The organism is Mucilaginibacter mallensis (assembly GCF_900105165.1).
Taxonomy (GTDB): domain Bacteria; phylum Bacteroidota; class Bacteroidia; order Sphingobacteriales; family Sphingobacteriaceae; genus Mucilaginibacter; species Mucilaginibacter mallensis.
This window is the reverse complement of sequence record NZ_LT629740.1, coordinates 1,834,720-1,856,464: the sequence shown is the minus strand read 5'-3', so window position 1 is coordinate 1,856,464 and position 21,745 is coordinate 1,834,720. Positions and strand designations below refer to the sequence as shown.

Here is a 21,745-nt window from a genome sequence, read left to right as displayed (position 1 = left end):
GGATGAAAGAGTCCCGCTTTAATCAGCGGGACCTTTTTGTTTTATAGCTTTTCTTAATAAAACGGTCATGCTGAACTTGTTTCAGCACCTCACTGGACTGGTCAACAGCATGCAGGATACTTGGCACGTGGGATCCCGAAACAAGTTCGGGATGACGGGTTTTATAAATCCATCTAATTTACATCCCCTTCAAAACCCCAACAGCATACTCCACCTGTTCCGGATGTACATCCAAATGCAATACAAAACGTATGCGGTGAGTATCAGTTGGCAAGGCTTTTATCCCATGTTCAGCAAGCTTTGCTAAAACAATAGTAGCGGGTTCAATGGTATCAAACAAAACAATGTTGGTTTCAGCAGGCAAAACATTGCTTACCCATAGGCATTGGGTTAATGCTTCGCTCAATATCTGCGCATGAGCATGATCGATCTTCACCCTATCCACATGATGATCAAGCGCGTAGATACCAGCCGCGGCCAAAAAACCCGCCTGGCGCATGCCACCACCAAAAACCTTACGTATGCGGCGCGCATATTTAATGGTAGCCTTATCAGCCAAAAGAACTGAACCTACCGGCGCGCCCAACCCTTTTGATAAACAAACAGATATGCCATCGAAATATTGCCCGTAATCAGCGGCTTTATCACCAGTATGTGCAAGCGCATTGAAGATACGTGCACCATCCAGGTGCAGTTTTAGGTCTTTATTCCGGCATAACTCTGCAATAGGTTTTATCTGCGCCAGCGTATAACAACTACCACCACCTTTATTAACTGTATTTTCCAACGCCACCAAACTGGTATGCGGATAATGTATATTTTCCGCGTTTATCTCCGGCCCTATCATCTCGGCAGTTATAATACCGCGGTAACCATTCAGCAAACGGGTTGATACCGCCGAATTAAACGCTATGCCCCCACCCTCGTAACGGTAAATATGTGCGGTTTGGTCGGCAATAAGTTCATCAAGCGGCTGGGTGAAGCATTTTATGGCTATCTGGTTGGTCATGGTACCTGAAGGGCAAAAGATACCAGCCTCCATACCAAACATGGCGGCAGTCTTCTCTTCAAGCGCGTTTACAGTTTCATCTTCGCCAAAAACATCGTCACCAACACTGGCATTCATCATGGCATCCAACATTCCGGGTGTTGGCTTTGTAATAGTGTCGCTACGGAGGTCAACGGTCATATTATTTCCTTTAAAATTACGTTCTTTGTATTTTACATTATATGCGCCCAATTTTAATCATTTTATTTTTTATGTTGATAGGTATATCAGCAAAATCACAAAGCTGGGAACCCGGCTATTTTTACGATGTTAAAGGCAACAAAGAAATTGGCCTGATAAGATACAAAGGCACCGGAAACGGCCCAATTAAAGATGAAGGCTTTATTGAATTTAAAGCAGACAAAAAGGCTAATACTTTAACACTCAGCGCAAGCGACCTTAGTTCATTTGTTATGGGCAGGGATAGTTTTATAGTTGCCGCCGCGCCACGTACCGGAGCATGGTCAAAAAACGAAATTGATTTTGTGCTGGTGGCAGTGGATGCTGACAAGGAAGACCCCAAACTCTATATGTTCGAGGGTAAAGTTGGTGGCGGAGGTGGCGTACAGTCAAGCGTTGGCCTGGGTATAGGTGGCGGCTTTGGCGGCGGAGGTGGCGGCTTCGGCGGTGGTATAGGCGGAGGGATCTCAATACCTTTAGGCGGTGGCGGGCATAAGGCAACCAGCTATTTCTACGGTCGTAACACAGCTGAAATGAAAGAATTAACTCCGGCAAATTTTGTAGATGTAATGAGCAACATTATGGGCGATGAACCTGAAATAGTTGATGAGCTGCATCAAAACAGATACAGTTTAGGCAATATTGGTAAACTGATAGACAGGTTTTATAAGCTGCAGGCCGAGCACGGAGCACAGTAGTAGAATTAAGATGTAAGAGTCAAGAATCAGGAAAGAAAAATGCAGTTTCTTGATTCCTGACTCTTTCCTCAAATGCAGCTTCCTGGCTCTTGCATCTTGACTCCTGACTCTTTCCCCTTAAATGCTCTGCGCTATAACAAACCCGCTGGCCCAGGCCCATTGAAAGTTGTAGCCGCCCAGCCAGCCGGTGACATCCACACATTCGCCGCCATAGTACAGGCCGGGTACTTTTTTAACTTCAAGGGTTTTGGAGGATAGCTCGTCGGTTGATACACCGCCGCGCATAACTTCGGCTTTATCATAGCCCTTGTCCCCGGCTGGTTTTACTTTAAACTCGTGAATCAGGCTGCTGATATTCTCAATATCGGCTTTGGTTAATGAAGCCAGGTTCTTTTCAACAGGCAGTTTATCACTCAACGCCTCGGCAAATTTGCGGGTGTAAAGACCCGCCAAATAAGCCAGCAGCATCTTTTTACCATTCACTTCTTTTTCCTGCTGTATCAATTCCACAATATCCTGATTGGGTAACAGATCGATATAAATAAACTCACCCGGTTTCCAATAGGATGAAATTTGCAATATAGCAGGTCCGCTCAATCCCCAATGGGTGAATAAAATATTTTCATCAAAACTGATCCTGTCGTTCCACACCCTGCAAAAAATACTGTTTCCTGATAACTGTTCATACCATGGCTGATCTTTTCCGGTGATGGTTAACGGCACTAAGGCAGGTGCGGTATCGATAATTTTAAGGTCAAATTTGCGTGCTATGCTCAGGCCAAAATCTGTTGCACCTATTTTAGGGATCGGTAAACCGCCCGATGCAATTACTACTTTGGGCGCTTCAATGGTGTGCTCTTTCCCGTTTTTTTCATAGCTGATATGAAAACCGCTATCTATTTGTTTGATGTTTTTAACCGTAGTATCACACTGAATTTCCTGCCCTAATTCATAGCAAAGATTAGTGAAAACCTTAACCACATCACGGGCATTATTACTTGTGGGAAATAGCTGGCCCAATGTTTTCTCCTGGCCCTCAATGCCATAGGTTTCAAAAAAGCTGACAGTATCATCCACAGTCCACTGCGCGAAGGCCGACTTAGCGAAATGCACGTTAGCCGATATAAATTGCTGTGTCGATGAATACAAGTTGGTATAATTACACCGGCCTCCCCCACTGATCAGTATCTTTGCGCCTACCTTATCGTTCCGCTCCAGTATGAGTGTGCGCTTACCTAAAAAACCTGCCTGTACTGCGCACATTAGTCCGCATGCACCTCCGCCAATAATTATAGCGTCAAAATCTGTTTGTTTTATTAAATTTGTTGCCATGGACGATGTTGTGCAAATATCAGAATTTGGAAAGATACTTATCTTTTTAATAACAGGAATAATACTGGTATGCCTTATATTTTTTGTAAACCGGTTAATGTCGCCAAATCACCCTAATGCTGAGAAATTAAGCTCATACGAATGCGGTGAAGAACCAACAGGCAGCGCATGGCTGCCCTTCAATTCCCGTTTTTATGTTATCGCACTGGTTTTCCTGCTTTTTGAGGTAGAGATGGTGTTCGTTTTCCCCTGGGCTACTGTATTTGGCAGTCACGAGATCAATAATTTTGATCCGCGCTGGGGTATGTTATCGCTGATCGAGATGTTCGTGTTTTTAGGTGTGTTAATATTAGGTCTGGTATACGTTTGGTGCAAAGGCGACCTGGATTGGATAAAACCAAAGCCCATCACCCCAACAACCGATGTAAGGATCCCTATATCGCTGTACGATCAGCTGAATACCGAACAAAGCACATACGTTGTAAAGCAATTCAGCATGCAACAACCTGTTGCGGTCGCTGCTGTTGAAACTCCTACTGCGCCTGTTGCACAACCTATCAGGAAACCCATGTTTAAACCAACTTTTAAAAAGGCAAGCGATGAATGATATAACCAGCGAAAGTGGCGGCATGATGATTACCAAAATGAACGACCTGCTTAACTGGGCACGTTTATCATCCTTATGGCCATTGAGCTTTGGGATAGCCTGCTGCGCCATTGAAATGATGGGCTCATTCGCTTCAACCTACGACCTCGACCGCTTTGGTGTATTCCCGCGACCATCAGCACGCCAGGCAGATGTGATCATCATAGCCGGAACCGTTACCTTTAAAATGGCCGAGCGCATTAAACGCCTTTATGAGCAAATGCCCGAACCAAAATATGTGATCTCCATGGGCTCATGCTCCAACTGTGGCGGCCCCTACTGGCAGCATGGCTACCATGTGGTAAAAGGTGTAGACAGGGTGATACCTGTTGATGTGTATGTACAAGGCTGCCCGCCACGCCCCGAAGCGCTGATAGGCGCTATTTTGGAGTTGCAGAAGAAGATTGAAGGGGAAACGCTGGCGGGAAATACGGCAATTGTTTAGTAGCGTTACAAACGCTAACCAATATTAAGCACTCGTCGCAGACGAGCGCAATAACACAAATAATAAAAAAATAAAAAAACTAATTGCACTCGTTTATAACGAGCGCTTAAAATGGTCTTGCGTTTGCAACGCAAGATTTATATTTTAGTGAAAACTAAAACCGATGTCACATCAATACCGTGTCAGAAATCCTGAAGAAATATATTTTGTAACATTTACAGTAATTGATTGGGTTGATGTATTTACGAGGCCTGCTTACAAACAATTAATCACCGAATCTTTAACCTACTGTCAACAAAATAAAGGACTTGAAGTGCATGCTTTTTGCCTGATGACAAATCATATTCATTTACTTATTTCTGCGAATGCTCCTGCTAAATTGCCTGATATTATCAGGGATTTTAAAAAGCATACCAGTAAACAAATCATCAATTTAGTTGAACAGGAAAATGAAAGTCGCAGGGATTGGATGTTATATAGGTTTCAATATCGTCTAAATACAACAACCGCATAGAAAATTACAAAGTATGGCAGGATGGATATCATGGCATTGCCTGTGATACTGCTAAAATTCTTGTTCAAAAAATAGACTATATTCATAATAACCCTGTTAGAGCAGGAATAGTTGAAAATCCGGAACACTATATTTATAGTTCAGCCGCTAATTATTGGAGCGAAAAAGGGATAATGGATATTACGCCATTGGATGTTGCATATTATATTTCAAATATTTGAAGTCGCGTTGCAAACGCTAATCCATGTTAAGCACTCGTCACAGACGAGCGCAATAATATATATTAACGCGCTCCGTTGACTCACCCCGACTACGCTTCGCTGGTCGACCCTCTCTGTCGCAAGCGACAAAGAGGGTAAAAAAGTCCATTTTCTAAGCATTTTTATCACATTCTGGTCATCCTTTAAATCCTCTAAATCCCGGTTCTAAAATTCCTCTCAAAATCGTATCTTTGCGCCAAATGATAGCTATAAATAACCTTACGTTTGAGATTGGTGCAAGAGCCTTATATGATGAAGCTAACTGGCATATTAAACCTGGAGAAAAGATAGGCCTTATTGGCGCTAACGGAACCGGCAAAACCACGCTGCTTAAAATGATTGTAGGCGAGTACAAACCAACATCGGGCACTATATCAATGGCTAAGGACCTGACCATGGGTTACCTGAACCAGGATTTGCTATCGTATTCTTCTGATAAAACCATCTTACACGTGGCAATGGAGGCTTTTGAGCGCCAGAACCAATTGCATGATGAAATAGAAGTCCTGCTTAAAAAGCTGGAAACCGACTATACCGAAGATTTATTGCATAAGCTAAGCGACAAACAACATGAGTTTGAAGTGCTCGACGGTTACAGCATTGAATATAAAGCGCACGAAATTTTAGCCGGTCTGGGTTTTAGCGATGCTGAAACACAACGCAAGCTGAGCACCTTTTCGGGTGGATGGCGCATGCGTGTAATGCTGGCCAAGATACTTTTACAGGCACCGGATATCCTTTTACTGGATGAGCCTACCAACCACCTTGACTTACCATCTATCCAATGGCTTGAGGATTACCTGAAAGCTTTTGACGGCGCGGTGATCATCGTATCGCACGATAGGTGGTTTTTGGATAAGGTTATTAACCGTACTGTTGAATCGCGTAAAGGTAAGCTGACAGTTTACGCCGGTAACTACTCTTTCTATTTAGAGGAAAAAGCGCAACGTGAAGAAATTCAGCGTGGTGAGTTTAAGAACCAGCAATCAAAAATAAAACAGGAGGAACGTTTGATCGAACGCTTCCGTGCTAAGGCATCCAAGGCAAAAATGGCGCAATCGCGTATCAAGGCTCTGGATAAACTGGAGCGTGTGGATGATGTGGATGATGATAACCCATCGGTAAACTTCAGCTTCCGTTTCTCTAAACAATCTGGCAGGCATGTGGTAACTTTAGAGAATATCACTAAAAAATACCCTGCTATTGATATTTTAGACCATACCGAGGCAATTATTGAAAAGGGCGATAAAATAGCCTTGATCGGTGCCAACGGTAAAGGTAAATCAACCCTGTTACGTATTGTAGCCAGTGCCGATAAGGATTTTACCGGCAAGTTTGAAACCGGTCATAACGTTACGCAAACATTCTTCGCGCAGCACCAGTTAGAATCGCTGCACCTGGAAAGCCAGATCTTACAGGAACTACAAGCATTTGCGCCTAAACATAATGAAACAGAGCTGCGTTCTATATTAGGTTCGTTCCTGTTTACCGGTGATGATGTTTTCAAGAAGATAAAGGTACTTTCGGGTGGTGAAAAATCACGTGTAGCTTTGGCTAAGGCCTTAACCGCTGATGCTAACTTCCTGATACTGGATGAGCCCACCAATCACCTTGACATAGCGTCGGTTAATATATTGATACAGGCTTTAAAGCAGTTTGAAGGCACGCTGATCGTAGTATCGCACGATAGGTATTTCCTGGATAATGTGGCCAACAAAATATGGTTTATTGAGGATCAGAAAATAAAGATCTACCCAGGTACTTATGCCGAATACGATGAGTGGCAGGCAAAACGTAAGCTTGAACTAAAAGGCGCGCCCGCACCTAAGGTTGAAAAGAAAGAAGAAAAAAAACCTGAGCCTGTTAAAGAACAGAAACCACAATCAGAAAATAAATTCCAGCAATTAAAAAAACTGAACCAGGATCTTTCAAAAATGGAAGAGCAAATGAGCGAGCTTGAGCGTGCGGTTAAGCAGTTTGAAGCACAGCTGGCTGATGAAAAGCTGTATAGCGATGCTAACAAATCCAAAGAAGTAACCCGTAACTACGAGGCGAAAAAACTGGAATTAGGTGCCATACAACTCCGCTGGGAGGCTTTGGCTGAACAGATCATGGAATTAGAGGCATAAATATTCTTATATTGCCGTTCAAAACTTTGTGTCTCTTTGTGAATTTTTCTTTGTGCTCTCTGTGGTAGAAATTAACCACAAAGGTCACAAAGGTTTGCACAAAGAGCACAAAGGAAGAGTATTTTTTCTCATTCCATTATGAACAGGTACCTAAAAGTATTTTTGCTACTGCTTATTTCTGCAAAGGCATTCCCTCAAACTGCACAATACGATAACAACGTTTTTAACCCGGTTATAAAAAGCGTTGAGTTTTATAATACCAAAAAGAACCCATCATTTCCCATCATCAAGCTAAACTCCGGCGAACAAGTTGAACTTGAATTTGATGACATGCGCGGTGGATTGCACTACTACTATTATACCCTTGAACATTGCGATGGCGACTGGAACTCCTCCAACTTATCGCCTACCGAGTACTTGAAAAGCTTTAATGATGATAAGATACTGGATTATAGCTATTCATCAGCTACCTTTCAAAAATATACACACTACAGCATCAAATTCCCAAATGATAACATAGCACCCAAAATATCGGGCAACTATATTCTAAAGGTTTATGAGGACGACGATCAAACTAAAATGATACTTACCCGCAAGTTTTATGTGGTGAATGATCAGATATCCGTTACAGCTAATATTGTTCCCTCAGGCGATATCGATAGCAGGCAAACCAACCAGAAAATCAATTTTCAGCTTAATTACGGTGCATTAAGAGTACAAAATCCTAATACAGATATCCGCACCTGGGTGATGCAAAATGGCCGCGATGAAACCGGGCAGTTTACTACACAGGTGCAATATATACGTGGCTCACAGTTGATTTACGAAGATTTGGCTACTAATGATTTCCCCGGCAGAAATGAATTTCGCCATTTCGATTTTCGCAGCCTGAAATTAAATTCCGAAAGAGTAGCGCATATCTATAAAGATACCGCCAATACGGTTGTTATGCTAACCGACCAAAGCCGCAACCAGCCTAATTACACTTTTTTATATGATAATGATGGCAAGTTTTATATCATAAACCAGGAAGGTACCAACCCTACTGTTGATGCCGATTACGCGCATCTTTTTTTCAGCTTTAACACCACAAAAACAGATGCTGATGGCTCCCTATACCTCGTAGGTAAGTTTAATGACTACAAGCTTGATGAACATAGCAAACTGGATTATGATTCAAGAGGCAAATTTTACACCCACCTATTTCTAAAGCAGGGCGTATATGATTACATATATGTTTGGGTTGATAAGGCCACGAAAAAGCCTGATGATATCATTTTCGAGGGTTCTTACTTTGAAACGGAGAATAATTACCAGCTACTGGTTTATTACCATCCGCCTACAGCGAGATGGGAGGAATTGGTAGGGTATAGCACTTTAAATACAACTAAGAAGTAGTTCTTGAAGTGCGCTGGGTGTCATACTGAGCGCTAGTCGAAGTATGTGCGTGGGGACTCGCGTTGTATTTTTGAAGATAAAAATAGTAAATGAAACAATATTTTGTCTATATACTTCTTTGCGGCGATAACTCCTATTATACCGGAGTTACCAACGATTTAGAAAGACGAATATATGAACATGAAAATGGTCTAAACCCCGGATCATATACCTCTACAAGGAGACCTATAAAATTAGTTTTTCACGAAAGGTTTCCTGACGTTATACAAGCAATAGCTTTTGAAAAGCAAGTTAAAGGATGGAAAAGGACTAAAAAGGAAGCTATAATTAATGGCGATTGGCATTTGTTACCTGAAATATTCAAGGTTAAAAAGGCATAGCGTATAATCCCAACGCACATACTTCGACTACGCTCAGTATGACACCCTACCCACAAAATATGTTCAAGCCACTTGCGAAACACAAGTGGCTTGAATAATTGTCCTAAAAATCTATCGAATCCGTTAAATACAGGTTCCCTTATTTAGCATTCAAATTCGGCAGATCAGTGTTACCTTTTAAATATCTTTCTAAATAATAAAAGCTAACCTCGTTTATTAACAACCTGCTTTGCGGGTTATACCCTGCACCATGTGCGCCCGGTGGGTAAATACGCAGATCGGCATCTTTACCGGCATTGGTTAAAGCTGTTAACAATTGCATGGTATTGGCAGGGTGCACATTATCGTCGCTTAAGGAATGGATCAGTAACAAATGATCCTGCAAGCCTGATGCATGGGTCATGTTCGAGCTATTTTTGTAACCTTCTGCATTATCCTCTACTGTGCCCATATAGCGCTCGGTATAAATATCATCATACAAACGCCAGTCGGTAACCGGGGAGTTGGCTATACCCACCTTAAACACACCCGGATGGGTAAGCAATGTGTACGCAGTAATATAACCACCATAACTACCGCCCATAATGGCCATATTTTTGCCATCTACAAAAGGCTGTGTAGCCATGTATCTTGCTGTAGCAGCAAAGTCATAGCTTTCGTATTTGCCCAATTGTTTGTAAACAACTTTCATAAAGGCGCTGCCATAATTGGCAATTCCACGGTTATTTACGTTTACAACTATATAGCCATTCTGTGCCAGCCATTGTTCTGAAGTGGCATCAGAAAATCTATTAAATACCCCATGTGATTCAGGGCCACCATAAATAGATAATACTACAGGGTATTTTTTAGTTGGATCGAAATTAAATGGTTTTATCATGGAACCATCCAGTTCGGTACCATCTTCCGCCTTAAAGTGAAAAAGCTCCAGTGGTGAGTAAGCGTGTGTAGCTAAAAAGTCGCTTACACCCTTGTTTACTTCCAGTAATTGCAGGGTTTTGCCTTTATCGTTACATAAAGCAACTTGGGTTGGTGTGGTGGTATTGCTATACTTATCTATATAATATTTTGTATTGGGCGACATATCAATATCATGAAAGCCCGGTACAGGGTTCAATCTTTTCTTATCGCTGCCATCATATTTTATAGAGTAGAACTGCTGCTCAAGCGGCGATGCCTCTGCTGATAAATAATAGATAGTTTTATTATCAGGGTTAATACCACTTACTTTTATCATATCCCAATTACCTTTGGTTACCTGGTTTATCAGCTTGCCATCATAATTGTAACGGTAGATATGATAAAAACCTGAACGATCAGACACCCAGAAAAACTCTTTTGTTTTCTCAGGGAAATACAGCATATCATTTACATTGGTGTAAAAGTTTGAGATAGCTACCCAGGTAGTATTTTTTTCTTCTAAAACTACGTGATGATCACCTGTTTTCACATTGAAGAAATACAGTTTCATGTCGTTTTGCGCACGGTTTAAGGTAACCATGGCTAAAATATCAGGATCGCTTGTCCAGTACAAACGCGGAATGTAGAAATCACCTGTTTCATCCGGCGACAGCCAAACCTTTTTGCCTGAATTTACATCAATAACCCCTACCCTTACTTTAGGGTTCGGGTCACCTACCTGCGGTATGGCTATGTGTATGTTATTAGGATGTTGGCCCTCAAAATTAGTCATCTGGAAATCAGGCACCTTGCTATCATCAAATTGCCAGAAAGCCATGTATTTATTATCAGGCGACCAGTTCCAGGCCTGACTAACTTCCAGTTCTTCTTCATAAACCCAATCACCATGACCGTTAAAAATGCCGTTCTCGCTGGTACTGTCGTGGGTTAACTGTTGCTCCTGTCCGGTAGCGAAACTGTAAACGAACATATTGCCATCGCGCTCAATACCAACCTTTGTTCCGTCAGGCGATAACTCTGCCGAACGGGCATTTTTAGCAGCCACTTTCAGCTGTTTATTAGCCAGATCGTAGATATAATAGTCGGACACACCTGAGCGACGGTATTTTCTCCTGAAATTGGTTTTGAAAACCAGGTGCTGCGCATCCTTTGACCATTGAAATGATTCATATGCAAATGGTGTTGATGAGCCGGGCAGGGTGATGCCTTTGCTGATAAAAACATTACGTTCCTTTAGCGTTGCAGGGTCTTTGATATTGATCGAGTCGCCTTCAATAAAGGAGTATTGATTACCTCCGTTTATCCAGTTAACACTTTTAGGACCAGATTTTCCCTTTAATTTGCGCCCTGCTGCCGAAGCATCGGCCAAACTGCTGTAAGTTGCTTTGTTTTGCGCTATTGATTGATGAGGCCATAGCATGCCAGAAACGCAAAGGCACATGAAAGCACCCTGCCAGAACTTTTTATTCATAATGAGGAGTTAAAACGTGCTAAACTAACAGAATTTCCCTATATGAACAACATATAACCAAATTGTTATACTTAATTTTTTCAGCTTAAAACGTATATTTACAGCTAAAATAACCGACCAATGCAAGGAAAAAGCCCCCAGGACTCCTATACGATAATGAATGAGCTGGTATTACCCAATGATACCAATACGCTAAATAACCTGATGGGTGGGCGTTTATTGCACTGGATGGATATTGCGGCAGCCATATCGGGTCAAAAACATTGCAACCGTATAGTGGTAACCGCCTCGGTTGATAATGTATCCTTTAAAAACCCTATAAAGCTGGGTGACGTGATCAGCATTGAAGCAAGAGTAACGCGTGCCTTTAATACTTCGGTTGAGATCAGGATGGATGTATGGGCGCAGAACATACCATCGGGCACACGAGTAAAAAGCAATGAGGCTTATTATACTTTTGTGGCGCTTGATTCAAACGGTAATACCGTATCGGTTCCTGAACTGATCCCCGGTACAGATGAAGAGATAGCTTTATACGATGGCGCCCTTCGCCGCAGGCAATTGCGCCTTATACTAAGCGGCAAAATGAAACCCGATGATGCTACGGAACTAAAGGCTTTATTTTTCGCTGCACAGCAATAGCATTATGGCCGCCAAGAAGAAACTCCCCTCACCCATTACCATACTTTTTATAGTAATTGTTATAGCGGCCATAGCAACCTGGCTTTTACCTGCCGGCGAATATAATTCACTTACTTATAGCAATAACACTTTTACAGTCTCGACTGCTGCCGGCGATAAAACACTCCCTGCCGCGCAGCATACGCTCGATAGCCTTAAAATACTGATAACGCTTGATAAATTTAAAAGCGGCGATATATTTAAGCCCGTTGCCATACCCGGCACCTATCATAAAATTAAAAGTAATAAGCAGGGCATCACTGAAGTGATAGAAGCACCGGTAAAGGGTTTGTATGATTCCAGCGACATTATATTTTTCCTGCTTTTTATAGGTGGCTTTATAGCCGTTTTACAGGAGACGGGGGCTTTAGAGCAAGGTATTGCCGCGCTATCTTACCGAATGAAAGGGCAGGAAGCATGGCTGATAATAATTATTACTTTCTTTTTTACTTTCTGCGGCGCGGCTGAAGGTATGGCTGAAGAAGGGCTTGCTTTTTATCCCATATTGGTACCACTATACTTAGCCGCGGGTTATGATCTGCTGGTACCATTAGCAGTAATATTCGCCGGGACAAATACCGGCAATATGGCTTCCTTTAGTAACCCATTCTCTACGGTTATTGCTTCCAATGCGGCTGGCATCAGCTGGACAGACGGCTTTACAGAGCGCGTAGTTTTCTTCGCAATAACTACAGCTATTACTATTTGGTATATTGTACGTTATGCCCAAAAGGTAAAAAAGGACCCGGCTGCCTCGCTTGTTTACAGGTTTGATGGCGCGGTTACCTCGCCATTCGCAGCTCTTGAACATGTGGAGGGCGCAAAAGTAAAACTGGGAGCAAAAAATGGCTTACAGATCTTCATTTTCCTCGCGGCTATCGGCCTGATGATCGGTGGATTTATCGCGGGCTGGTCGATGACAGCGGTAACAGCTTTGTTTGCAGTCGCGGCGGTATTAATGGCTGTTATAGGCCGGATACCCGAAAAGGTATTTATTCAGAAATTTATTGAGGGTGCAAAAGCGCTCTTATCCGTAGTACTGATAGTTGGCGTGGCCCGCGGTGTTACCTTTATTTTAAACGATGGCCATATCAGTGGTACGCTGCTGTACTATTCGGCTATGCTGGTGGGTAAAATGCCGGGGGTCGCATTTATACTAATGATGCTGGTATTGTATATGGTGTTTACGCTGTTTATCTCCTCATCATCGGGCATGGCGGTACTTACTATGCCTATATTTGGTTCGCTGGCGGTAATAATTGGTGTACCAGGTAAAGAGATCGTTAATGCATACCTCTTCGGCATGGGTATTATGGGGCTCGTCACGCCCACGGGCATGATGCTTCCATCGTTGGATATTGCAAGGGTAAGCGTTAAGGCCTGGCTGCGCTTTGCCTATCCGCTGATGATATTATTACTTATTGTTTCGGCGATATTTTTGGTGGTTGGGGTGTTGTAGTTTGTTGTTTGTTGGCGACAACGCCAACAAAGAGCGAACAAAATATGTAATTGATTATTATGACTAAACCTTACAGAGTTTTAACAATAATTGTAGTGGTACTTTTAGCATTAACTACCTTACACTTTGGTATTAAGTACTTAGGGGAATCGATACATCAAAAAGTTATTGCACACAAAAAAATGTATTGTTATGAAACTTATCACGAGGGTTATGTAAACCCAGCTATGTTTGTTAGAGATGAGTCTTTATGCGATTCATTGAAGCAATTCTACCAAAAACTAGAAAAAGGGATTCTAAGACCATATTTTAATTTTCAACCTTTTCTTGTTCCTTTAGATACCTGTGTTTATGTTTTAGGCTATGGTAAAGATTCAAGCATGGCAAAAATCGCTTTCTTTTACCAGTATAAAGGCCGGCATTTGTCGGCAACAGGTTATGTATATGCTCATACTTTGCATGAAAAGAGGATGTATAATGTAAAGAAATAATAAACAGCTTTTCCCATTTTAGCTTCTACCCTACTGTCATTTCGACCAGGTACGAGGAGAAAACTTATTCGATATACATATGGCGTATAGGTTCTCTCACTAACGTTCGAGATGACAAATACTTTTAAATGGGCATTCTATCTTTCTAAAATTCACTACATTTACCTAAACCTAAATAAGTTATGAAAAGATACCTGTTGCTTTTCGCGATGCTTTCGTTGCCGTTTATTTCACGTGCCGGCGCTAAGGATATAATGCCTGCCGATACCACATTGCACGTTGCTGCTCCGCATGATACCTTGCGGGATGGCTCATCCTACGAAAAAGCCATTATGATTGAGGCTACTACTGATTTCCAGGGTGTGAAAGATGAGTATGCATGGCTCAGGAAAAATTATCCGGGCAGTAAAACTACCAAGCAAGTATTAATGATGCACGATCAGAAGTCCTTTGATGTGCTGCACGTTATTACCGCAGATGGTAAAGAAATAGAGGTGTATTTTGATATCAGTAAATCGTTTGGGAAGATGTGATAAATAAAAAAACATGTCATTGCGAGGAGAAACGACGAAGCAACCTCGTCGCGTGTATATTGAACGCGACGAGGTTGCCACGCTATCGCTCGCAATGACATCTGGTAATTATAATGACTATTGAACTTACGCCATCTCCTCTTTTAATATCGTTAACGTATTCCCATTTTCTACATTACCAAAAAACGATACGCCAGCGGCACCATTCTTAAGCGCGTATTGAATACCCTGGCGGATCTCATCATCGCTTTTGAAATCCGACAAATATAAGCCTGCATACAGCGGAAATTTACCTGCTAAAAAGTGTGTTCCTTCTTTAACGGCATCGCCTATCCAGCTTACTTTTTCTTTATAAAAACCATGGTATATCATGGGGCAAACACCATCGAGGTTCCAGTTTGTCCAGTCCTGCCTTACGTTACGGCGGGCAACTTCGGGGGTCGGGAACACAGCTGCGGTTATCTTTTTCTTTTTGTCGTGGGCGATATCGCAAAGGCTGTTTACCACCCTGTTGATATTGCCATACCTGAATAAGCGCCATGAAAGGCTGGCCGACGGATATTGCAGCGAAGTTACATCAATACCATACTGATCTTTAAAATGGCTCTGGCACACATCGCAATAGCAAAAATCATAAGCTGGCAATTCCGTGGTTTGGTCGAGGTTGTAATGCTCCCAAAGATTTACCGGTAATATTACATCGCAATAGCGCACATAATCAAGGTGGATGCCATCTATATAATCCTTGTCCAATATATCGGTTACCTGTTGTTCTAAATACTGCTGTACTTCGGGGCGCGATGGGCATAACCAACGGTAATAATTCACATATGGCGGATGATCGGCACATGACTCACCATTCCTGTTCTTGCTATACCATTCCGGGTGAACGGTTACCAGCTCGGCACGGTTAAAGGTCCACATCCAGCGGTGAGCTTCCAATCCCTGCGCCTTTGCCGCGCGGAAATGTTTTTCGCTATCAGCCTCAAAAAAAACAGCATGAATACCGGCTTCCTTAAAAGCGGCATACCGCTTGTTAAGCATCTCCGGCGTATCTTTTGGGTCAGGGCCTATCCATACCCAATTTTTTATTTTTTTCTTTTTGGGCGATGCCAGATTTGCGGCCGCATTAGTTGTTAACGATAGTTGAGTAGCTACTCCTGCCAGCAGCCCGGCCTTTATAAATTCGCGCTTATTCATGTGATCTGTAGTTTATTGACTGTATGAGTCCTTCCTGGTTAATTGTCCAGGTTATTTTATCCTTATCATCGGTAATTAAGCCCATAAACTGGTGCTTAGTGGCTTCGAGTTGAAGCGTATTAGCCTGCTCGTTTACCGTTACCCTATCAGTAAGGCCGAGTTTATCGAGCGATAAAGCATATTCCCCATGTTGCCTGAACCACTCCTTTTCGCGGTAATAAATGAGCCATAAATAACGCTTTTGCTGTTCGGCATATGGCATAGTAAAGGTAACGTTATCATTGCTTTTGGTAAATAACAGGTATCCCCAGCGCTCGGGCATGTGCATAGCAATAAGGCCCTGCGGCGACCATACCCAATTGTGCTCCGGTTTATTATTGCCATTGCTATCCTTATCTTTTACATATTTACCGTTTATGGCTTTGGTATCCCACTCAACCCTCGAGAAATTAATACGCCATAGGGTACTGTCTTTTGGCGGGCGCGTATTCCAGCCTGTGCTTATTGACCTGAATGGGATGGCCATTTCTACCGTCCAGCCCCTATCTGTATCTGATGCATTATTAACGGTGCCCTGTACCTTAACTACCGACCGCATACCAGCAGCGTCCCAGCTAACCATAGGGTTACCGCTAACATTATAGGGTTTATTTAGAAACAGATCGAAGAGGGTATTTATGGCATTAACCTCTATCTCAAAATACTGGTGAGTAGTATTATTGGGGTTGATAAAGATCTCGAAATCATTATCATAATAAACAATATCATCATGATGTGTTTGGTAAGCCCACAGGTTTGGCTCCTGCAGTTTTGCAGCAATATACAGGCAGCTATCATCCCAAAGCATTTTTACCTGTGTTTTCAAGTATGGCTTAGGTTTCAGATCGCCCTCAATGTCCTGAAACTCCGCTGTCCAGGCCGCCTTTTGCCAAACCGCGTCATTAATATCGCCATCAATAACCGGTGGCGTATCAACATGGTGGATAACATAATTATCGGGCACGGTAAAAAGGTTTTCCAATCCTTTAAACGGCGATTGAGCTATTGCAGCAGGCACGGCAGAAAAAAACAAACCCGTTATTAATATACCTGTATAAAAAAGCGGTTTAACCCTTGATGTGTTAGTCATTGGGTTAAAATTAGTATTTTTTCACACAATTTAACAGGAAGATACTCCCTTATAACAAATATGTAGTACTTATTTAGGGTGATATTCGCACTTAGCTTCCCAGCTCAATGATGCGATCAAACTCCTCTCGTTTAAGTCCCATTACCGACAAACGACCTTGCCTTACCAAGCCAATATCCTTCAATTGCGTATCGGCTTTTATTTGCTCCAGTGTTACCGGGTTTTTCAGGCTTTCAACCGGTTCAAGGTCAACAACTACCCAGTTTGGATCTTCGGTAGTTGGGTCCTGGTAAAACTCTTTGGCTACTTTGGCTATACCTACAACAGCTTTACCCTCGTTGCTGTGATAAAACAGCACCAAATCGCCTTGCTTCATTTCTTTCAGGTTATTGCGTGCCTGGTAGTTACGCACGCCATCCCAAAAGGTACGGCCATCCTGGTTAAATTTTTGCCAGCTGTATTTTACGGGTTCACTCTTAACAAGCCAATAGTTCATTAGTATCAGAATTAAATTGAAGTAAAGATGTTAAAAAGAGATGATAATTTAAAGATGAATTTATGCAGACGTGTAGATGCAATCTACATGCATATTAGTCCGAAGTCAGGAGACTTCGGACAGCGCCTTGTCTTAGTTACTGATCGATTCCCTCTTAAATCTTCGCTTATATCTGGGAGTGCGTAATTGCAGTGATAGTTCTTTGGAGATTTTATCGTCATTAGCTATCAAACGTTTTTCCTGAACGGTGGTACTGATTAGTATTCCTGCAGATAGCAACACTATATTTTTGATAATGTACTGACCCAGCAAAGTTGGTGCAAACAAATTTGTTGTCCACGTTTCGTCAGGGAAAAAGAATAATGGCAGTGCAGTACCGGCCATCTGAAAATAAAGTAGCACCAGTATAAAGCTCAACCGGCGTTTAAATATTAAGCCTAATCCAATAATACATTCCCAGCAGGCCAGTATCGGAAGTGAGACCACTGGTTTGATATAACCAAAGCTTAGCTTTAAAATAGTTTTACCTGCTATAACTTCCGCGGCACTTAAGCCATGAAAGAATTTAAGTACACCAAACCAAAAGAAGACAATTCCGAGTGATACCCTTAAAATATCCATGCCATTCCTGGCTTTCCATTCAACTATAGTGGCTTCAGTAGCGATTACAAATTTGACTATTCTACGTATCATAGGTATGGCCCATCCTGATTAAACTTTTGCCGGCTATATTTTACGGATTCACTTTTAATAAGCCAATAGTTCATTTGTATAAGTATTATGAGGGGTAAAGATGTTAAAAAGAGATGGCATTGTAAAGATGAATTTATGCAGATGTGTAGACGCAGTCTACAGGCATAATGGTTCGAAGTCAGAGACTTCGAACAGCGTTTAGTGCAATATTTTAAACATCAACTCTTTCATCAAAGCACCATCATCAGCAGTTGATTCAACGCCCTTACTTTTCAGGTCGTACTCGCGCAGGTAACTGATGATCTGCATGGTTTTGCCGTAGCTGTAACTGCGGGCAGCCATTTCATAGTCCTTCACAAAATATGGGTTTACACCCAGTTCGCGGGCAAGGTTTTGTTGCGATTTATCCTTTACATAATGGTAAGCCAATACCTTACTGAAATAGTTATTCAGGTTACCCAGCATTAATACTATGGGGTTGGCTTTGGGGTTGGCCTCAAAATAATTGATAATGCGGTTTACTTTTAACACGTCTTTTTTACCAAGAGCGGTTTGCAGTTCAAACACATTATATTCCTTGCTTATACCGATGTTGTTTTGGATGAGATCAAGTGTGATCTCCTGACCGGGTGCTATATTAAGCATCAGCTTTTCCAGTTCATTGGCAATTTTTGAAAGATCGTTGCCCAGATATTCCGAAAGCATTAATGTCGCCTGCTGATTTGCCTTATAGCCTTTTTCATTTATGAAAGTTTCTATCCAACCGGGGATCTTACTATCATACAAGGGCGCCGACTCGTAAACCAGGCCATGTTTTTCAATTGCCTTGTATGTTTTTTTGCGTTTATCAAACTTGCCGTACTTATAGCAAAACACCAGTATGGTGCTTGGCAGCGGATTTTCAAGATAGTTTAATAAAGGGTTAATGCTTTTTTTATCGTCATCATCCTTACCCCATTTCATTTCCTGGGCCTCTTTTACCAGTACCACCTGGTAGTCGGCCATCATGGGGTAGCGCTTGGCAGCGTTTAGTACCGTCATTACATCGGTATCCTTACCATAAAGCACCGTCTGGTTAAACCCTTTTTCTGCCTCTGATAAAAGCTTATGCTCAACATAACTGCCTACCAGATCAATATAATAAGGTTCCTCGCCGTGCAGCAGGTACACAGGTTTGTATTTACGGTTTTTAAGATCTTTTAGTATATCCTCAGCAGCCATTTCAAAGTCAAAAATCAAAAGTAAAAATTCAAAAGCAATAGCGGAGGCTAAATCAAAAGTAAAAATTCAAAAGTCAAAAATATAGCTGCTATCATTCACTAAAATACCAATAACCATTTTGAATTTTTACTTTTGACTTTTGACTTAAATGCATGGATCAGTTACAACCGCTCACACTCCCGCCCTATCCTTTTAAAATAAGCGATAAAGATGGTGTGCTGACCATGTTTGACGAGATCCGGAAAAAGCACATTATCATCACTCCTGAGGAATGGGTGCGCCAGCATTTTGTGCAATACCTCATCAACCAAAAAAACTATCCAAAAACACTGATAAAACTGGAAGGCGGCCTTAAACTGCATGGTATGGCAAAACGCACCGATATAGTTGTGTTTAACCCTGCCGGGGAAAAGATATTAATGGTGGAATGCAAGGCGCCATCGGTAAGCATTAACCAAAAAGTATTCGACCAGATTGCGCGATATAACATGACGCACAAAGTAGCGCTGCTTGCCGTGAGCAATGGCCTGCAACACTACTATTGCAATATTGATTTTGAGGCCAGGCAATATGAGTTCATAGAAAACCTGCCCGATTACAGGGAGGTTAATACTCTTTAAACAGAGGTTGCAAGCGTGCTAATTTTCTCAAAAAGTTCATCAGGCTTAAATGGTTTTGATACATAATCATTCATCCCCGAATTAAAAACTCGCTCGCGTATATCAAACAAAGCTGATGCAGTAAGTGCTATGATGGGAATATTCGCCTTTTTAGGGTCGTGCATTTTCCTTATTTCAACGGCTGCATCAAAACCATTCAGTACCGGCATTTGCAGGTCCATTAATATAATATCGAAATCGCTGCTTTGTACCAGTTCAACCGCACGTTCGCCATTCTCCGCAATAGTTGGTGCCATGTTCCATTTTGAGAAAAGCTTTTTCATCAGCATTACGTTTACCAAATTATCTTCGGCTATTAATACACGCAAGCTGCTTAAACTATCGTTATTTTGAAGTTGCGCCTGTTTGTCTTCATCGCAGTGTTTAACGTTTCCTGCTGATACCGGGATCTCCATAGTAAACGAAAACTCCGAGCCTTCATCAACCTTGCTGGATACATTTATCTTTAATCCCTGTAATTCCAACAAGCGTTTTATAATCGCCAGGCCTAAACCTGTGCCGCCATACTGACGTGTTGCACTGATCGATTCCTGCGCAAATGGCTCAAATATGGCATCAAGGTTATCCTTGTTTATACCTATACCGGTATCCTTAACCATAAAATTCACAATAATGGAATCCTGCTTGTCTTCAACACAGGTAACATTTATCCATATATTACCTTTTTGGGTGAATTTTATGGCATTATTTACTAAATTATATATGATCTGCGCTAAACGTGTTGGATCACCGGATACTATTTTATTATTGAGCGTACAGTCAACATCAAGCTTATATAACAATCCCTTTTCTTCGGCCTTTAATTTTTGAGCGCCACAAATGCTTTGGATTAACTCAACCAAATTAAATTTAACCTGATCAAATACCAGTTTACCCGATTCTATTTTATCATAATCAAGCACATCGTTTACAATGCTCAGCAAATTGGTTCCTGAATATTTTAATATCTCCAGGTTCTCTTTTTGGTCATTTCTCGGGCTGTTCATTAAAAGCAGGTTGGTCATTCCTATAACCGCGTTTAATGGTGTCCTGATCTCATGTGACATGGTTGACAGGAACTCCGATTTTACTTCTGAGGACTTCTCGGCCCTTTTAATGGCTATTTCCAGTTGGGCATTTAACTCACATTGTGCTTTACTGGTTTTGTTAAGCTCTTTTATATTATTGTAAAAAGCACTGTAAAAGTGGCTGTGCATATAAAGTAACAGCACAAAATTGGCAATAATAGTAATAATAACCGTTGACTGATTTACTACCTCAGGCTGAAATGCGATATGATAAGGCATATTATACTGAATTGCCAGAAAAACCAATACTGCCACTATATTTATCATGGAGTAAAGTATCCCAAAGGCACGCCCAAGCATATAGAAACCGAAAATTATCACCAGTATAACTATCTGAACAGTAATAATATTTACATCCTGCAAGGTGATATAAATATTACCCAAATTAAGCAGTGTTGCCTGTATAAGCAAAGCATGTGATATGAATTTCCAATTTGGTTTATAGGTAAGTACCTTAAAAGAAACACCACATGATACCATCAAAATTATAATGATGGCTGTGTGTATTGGCTTGTGCTGAAAGTAAAGATTACCTGAAAGAGTGGCAAGCGCTACAAAAACTACCCCTAAACCATAATATAACAAACGGATACGGGCCTGATCAAGTACTGATTGGTCGTCTGAAAGTATATTATTAAGTGAGACATTTAAAAAATCCGGCTTTTTTCCCATG

Annotated in this window: 21 protein-coding genes; 12 read left to right on the top strand and 9 right to left on the bottom strand. The window is 41.7% G+C overall.

From position 1 onward, the window contains the following. Positions 1 to 178: 178 nt before the first annotated feature. Entirely contained in the window at positions 179 to 1,189 is a 1,011-nt protein-coding gene (locus tag BLU33_RS07540) for a threonine aldolase family protein (RefSeq protein ID WP_091380310.1), read from the bottom strand. Positions 1,190 to 1,230: 41 nt separating this feature from the next. Between BLU33_RS07540 and BLU33_RS25365 the strand changes: the two genes are divergently transcribed. Next, positions 1,231 to 1,926, top strand: coding sequence for a hypothetical protein (locus BLU33_RS25365; protein ID WP_091370878.1), 696 nt, complete (start codon positions 1,231 to 1,233; stop codon positions 1,924 to 1,926). Between the two features lie 117 nt (positions 1,927 to 2,043). Here BLU33_RS25365 and BLU33_RS07530 read toward each other — a convergent pair whose 3' ends face one another. Next, the gene (locus BLU33_RS07530; protein WP_091370876.1) at positions 2,044 to 3,258 is read right to left on the bottom strand and encodes a BaiN/RdsA family NAD(P)/FAD-dependent oxidoreductase; all 1,215 of its coding nucleotides are present in this window, start codon (positions 3,256 to 3,258) and stop codon (positions 2,044 to 2,046) included. On the opposite strand from BLU33_RS07530, the gene BLU33_RS07525 reads away from it, so the two are divergent. From BLU33_RS07525 to BLU33_RS07500, 6 genes are all read left to right on the top strand, one after another. Continuing rightward, positions 3,257 to 3,865: an NADH-quinone oxidoreductase subunit A gene (locus BLU33_RS07525; RefSeq protein ID WP_091370874.1), complete on the top strand. Its 609-nt coding sequence runs from the start codon at positions 3,257 to 3,259 to the stop codon at positions 3,863 to 3,865. The genes BLU33_RS07530 and BLU33_RS07525 overlap by 2 nt on opposite strands. Beyond that, on the top strand, positions 3,858 to 4,349 hold the full coding sequence (locus tag BLU33_RS07520; protein WP_091370872.1) for an NADH-quinone oxidoreductase subunit B: 492 nt from the start codon (positions 3,858 to 3,860) through the stop codon (positions 4,347 to 4,349). The genes BLU33_RS07525 and BLU33_RS07520 overlap by 8 nt, the downstream gene beginning before the upstream one ends. A gap of 163 nt (positions 4,350 to 4,512) precedes the next feature. Next, on the top strand, positions 4,513 to 4,863 hold the full coding sequence (locus BLU33_RS25360) for a transposase (RefSeq protein WP_197684580.1): 351 nt from the start codon (positions 4,513 to 4,515) through the stop codon (positions 4,861 to 4,863). Between the two features lie 460 nt (positions 4,864 to 5,323). Next, positions 5,324 to 7,252, top strand: a complete 1,929-nt coding sequence (locus tag BLU33_RS07510) for an ABC-F family ATP-binding cassette domain-containing protein (protein ID WP_091370871.1) — start codon at positions 5,324 to 5,326, stop codon at positions 7,250 to 7,252. Between the two features lie 138 nt (positions 7,253 to 7,390). After that, positions 7,391 to 8,650 carry a type IX secretion system plug protein gene (locus BLU33_RS07505; protein WP_091370869.1) on the top strand — a complete coding sequence of 420 codons (1,260 nt, stop codon included), beginning with the start codon at positions 7,391 to 7,393 and terminating at the stop codon, positions 8,648 to 8,650. Between the two features lie 89 nt (positions 8,651 to 8,739). Next, entirely contained in the window at positions 8,740 to 9,030 is a 291-nt protein-coding gene (locus BLU33_RS07500; RefSeq protein ID WP_091370867.1) for a GIY-YIG nuclease family protein, read from the top strand. 139 nt (positions 9,031 to 9,169) lie between these two features. Here the strand turns inward: BLU33_RS07500 and BLU33_RS07495 are convergent, their stop codons facing one another. Continuing rightward, a complete protein-coding gene (locus BLU33_RS07495; protein WP_197684579.1) occupies positions 9,170 to 11,422 on the bottom strand; it encodes a S9 family peptidase in 2,253 nt (750 codons plus the stop codon). 120 nt (positions 11,423 to 11,542) lie between these two features. Here BLU33_RS07495 and BLU33_RS07490 point away from each other — a divergent pair, with 120 nt between their 5' ends. From BLU33_RS07490 to BLU33_RS07475, 4 genes are all read left to right on the top strand, one after another. Next, positions 11,543 to 12,064: an acyl-CoA thioesterase gene (locus BLU33_RS07490; protein ID WP_091370865.1), complete on the top strand. Its 522-nt coding sequence runs from the start codon at positions 11,543 to 11,545 to the stop codon at positions 12,062 to 12,064. A gap of 4 nt (positions 12,065 to 12,068) precedes the next feature. Then, complete coding sequence (locus BLU33_RS07485) at positions 12,069 to 13,562, top strand: YfcC family protein (protein ID WP_091370864.1); 1,494 nt, start codon at positions 12,069 to 12,071, stop codon at positions 13,560 to 13,562. 59 nt (positions 13,563 to 13,621) lie between these two features. After that, complete coding sequence (locus BLU33_RS07480) at positions 13,622 to 14,053, top strand: hypothetical protein (RefSeq protein ID WP_091370862.1); 432 nt, start codon at positions 13,622 to 13,624, stop codon at positions 14,051 to 14,053. 182 nt (positions 14,054 to 14,235) lie between these two features. Continuing rightward, complete coding sequence (locus tag BLU33_RS07475) at positions 14,236 to 14,586, top strand: hypothetical protein (protein WP_091370860.1); 351 nt, start codon at positions 14,236 to 14,238, stop codon at positions 14,584 to 14,586. 126 nt (positions 14,587 to 14,712) lie between these two features. On the opposite strand, the gene BLU33_RS07470 is transcribed toward BLU33_RS07475, so the two are convergent. The 5 genes from BLU33_RS07470 to holA form a co-directional block, all read right to left on the bottom strand. Then, complete coding sequence (locus BLU33_RS07470; RefSeq protein WP_091370858.1) at positions 14,713 to 15,786, bottom strand: family 10 glycosylhydrolase; 1,074 nt, start codon at positions 15,784 to 15,786, stop codon at positions 14,713 to 14,715. Continuing rightward, complete coding sequence (locus BLU33_RS07465; RefSeq protein ID WP_091370856.1) at positions 15,779 to 16,915, bottom strand: carbohydrate-binding family 9-like protein; 1,137 nt, start codon at positions 16,913 to 16,915, stop codon at positions 15,779 to 15,781. Before BLU33_RS07465 ends, BLU33_RS07470 begins: the two co-directional genes overlap by 8 nt. Positions 16,916 to 17,006: 91 nt before the next feature. Then, positions 17,007 to 17,411 carry an EVE domain-containing protein gene (locus tag BLU33_RS07460; RefSeq protein WP_091370854.1) on the bottom strand — a complete coding sequence of 135 codons (405 nt, stop codon included), beginning with the start codon at positions 17,409 to 17,411 and terminating at the stop codon, positions 17,007 to 17,009. Positions 17,412 to 17,543: 132 nt separating this feature from the next. Continuing rightward, positions 17,544 to 18,104 (bottom strand): hypothetical protein, encoded by a 561-nt coding sequence (locus BLU33_RS07455; RefSeq protein ID WP_091370852.1) that lies wholly within the window; start codon positions 18,102 to 18,104, stop codon positions 17,544 to 17,546. Between the two features lie 198 nt (positions 18,105 to 18,302). Further along, positions 18,303 to 19,325, bottom strand: a complete 1,023-nt coding sequence (holA, locus tag BLU33_RS07450; protein ID WP_091370850.1) for a DNA polymerase III subunit delta — start codon at positions 19,323 to 19,325, stop codon at positions 18,303 to 18,305. A 152-nt stretch (positions 19,326 to 19,477) separates the two neighbouring features. Here holA and BLU33_RS07445 point away from each other — a divergent pair, with 152 nt between their 5' ends. Beyond that, complete coding sequence (locus tag BLU33_RS07445) at positions 19,478 to 19,945, top strand: type I restriction enzyme HsdR N-terminal domain-containing protein (protein WP_091370848.1); 468 nt, start codon at positions 19,478 to 19,480, stop codon at positions 19,943 to 19,945. Here BLU33_RS07445 and BLU33_RS07440 read toward each other — a convergent pair. After that, on the bottom strand, positions 19,942 to 21,744 hold the full coding sequence (locus tag BLU33_RS07440; RefSeq protein ID WP_091370846.1) for an ATP-binding protein: 1,803 nt from the start codon (positions 21,742 to 21,744) through the stop codon (positions 19,942 to 19,944). The two genes, BLU33_RS07445 and BLU33_RS07440, sit on opposite strands and share 4 nt — an antisense overlap. Position 21,745: the final 1 nt, after the last annotated feature.

Bases quoted from the DNA above. Each gene is read 5' to 3' on its own strand.
- BLU33_RS07540 (WP_091380310.1), bottom strand. From the start codon at position 1,189: ATGACCGTTGACCTCCGTAGCGACACTATTACAAAGCCAACACCCGGA.
- BLU33_RS25365 (WP_091370878.1), top strand. From the start codon at position 1,231: ATGCGCCCAATTTTAATCATTTTATTTTTTATGTTGATAGGTATATCA.
- BLU33_RS07525 (WP_091370874.1), top strand. From the start codon at position 3,257: ATGGACGATGTTGTGCAAATATCAGAATTTGGAAAGATACTTATCTTT.
- BLU33_RS07530 (WP_091370876.1), bottom strand. From the start codon at position 3,258: ATGGCAACAAATTTAATAAAACAAACAGATTTTGACGCTATAATTATT.
- BLU33_RS07520 (WP_091370872.1), top strand. From the start codon at position 3,858: ATGAATGATATAACCAGCGAAAGTGGCGGCATGATGATTACCAAAATG.
- BLU33_RS25360 (WP_197684580.1), top strand. From the start codon at position 4,513: ATGTCACATCAATACCGTGTCAGAAATCCTGAAGAAATATATTTTGTA.
- BLU33_RS07510 (WP_091370871.1), top strand. From the start codon at position 5,324: ATGATAGCTATAAATAACCTTACGTTTGAGATTGGTGCAAGAGCCTTA.
- BLU33_RS07505 (WP_091370869.1), top strand. From the start codon at position 7,391: ATGAACAGGTACCTAAAAGTATTTTTGCTACTGCTTATTTCTGCAAAG.
- BLU33_RS07500 (WP_091370867.1), top strand. From the start codon at position 8,740: ATGAAACAATATTTTGTCTATATACTTCTTTGCGGCGATAACTCCTAT.
- BLU33_RS07495 (WP_197684579.1), bottom strand. From the start codon at position 11,422: ATGAATAAAAAGTTCTGGCAGGGTGCTTTCATGTGCCTTTGCGTTTCT.
- BLU33_RS07490 (WP_091370865.1), top strand. From the start codon at position 11,543: ATGCAAGGAAAAAGCCCCCAGGACTCCTATACGATAATGAATGAGCTG.
- BLU33_RS07485 (WP_091370864.1), top strand. From the start codon at position 12,069: ATGGCCGCCAAGAAGAAACTCCCCTCACCCATTACCATACTTTTTATA.
- BLU33_RS07480 (WP_091370862.1), top strand. From the start codon at position 13,622: ATGACTAAACCTTACAGAGTTTTAACAATAATTGTAGTGGTACTTTTA.
- BLU33_RS07475 (WP_091370860.1), top strand. From the start codon at position 14,236: ATGAAAAGATACCTGTTGCTTTTCGCGATGCTTTCGTTGCCGTTTATT.
- BLU33_RS07470 (WP_091370858.1), bottom strand. From the start codon at position 15,786: ATGAATAAGCGCGAATTTATAAAGGCCGGGCTGCTGGCAGGAGTAGCT.
- BLU33_RS07465 (WP_091370856.1), bottom strand. From the start codon at position 16,915: ATGACTAACACATCAAGGGTTAAACCGCTTTTTTATACAGGTATATTA.
- BLU33_RS07460 (WP_091370854.1), bottom strand. From the start codon at position 17,411: ATGAACTATTGGCTTGTTAAGAGTGAACCCGTAAAATACAGCTGGCAA.
- BLU33_RS07455 (WP_091370852.1), bottom strand. From the start codon at position 18,104: ATGATACGTAGAATAGTCAAATTTGTAATCGCTACTGAAGCCACTATA.
- holA (WP_091370850.1), bottom strand. From the start codon at position 19,325: ATGGCTGCTGAGGATATACTAAAAGATCTTAAAAACCGTAAATACAAA.
- BLU33_RS07445 (WP_091370848.1), top strand. From the start codon at position 19,478: ATGGATCAGTTACAACCGCTCACACTCCCGCCCTATCCTTTTAAAATA.
- BLU33_RS07440 (WP_091370846.1), bottom strand. From the start codon at position 21,744: ATGGGAAAAAAGCCGGATTTTTTAAATGTCTCACTTAATAATATACTT.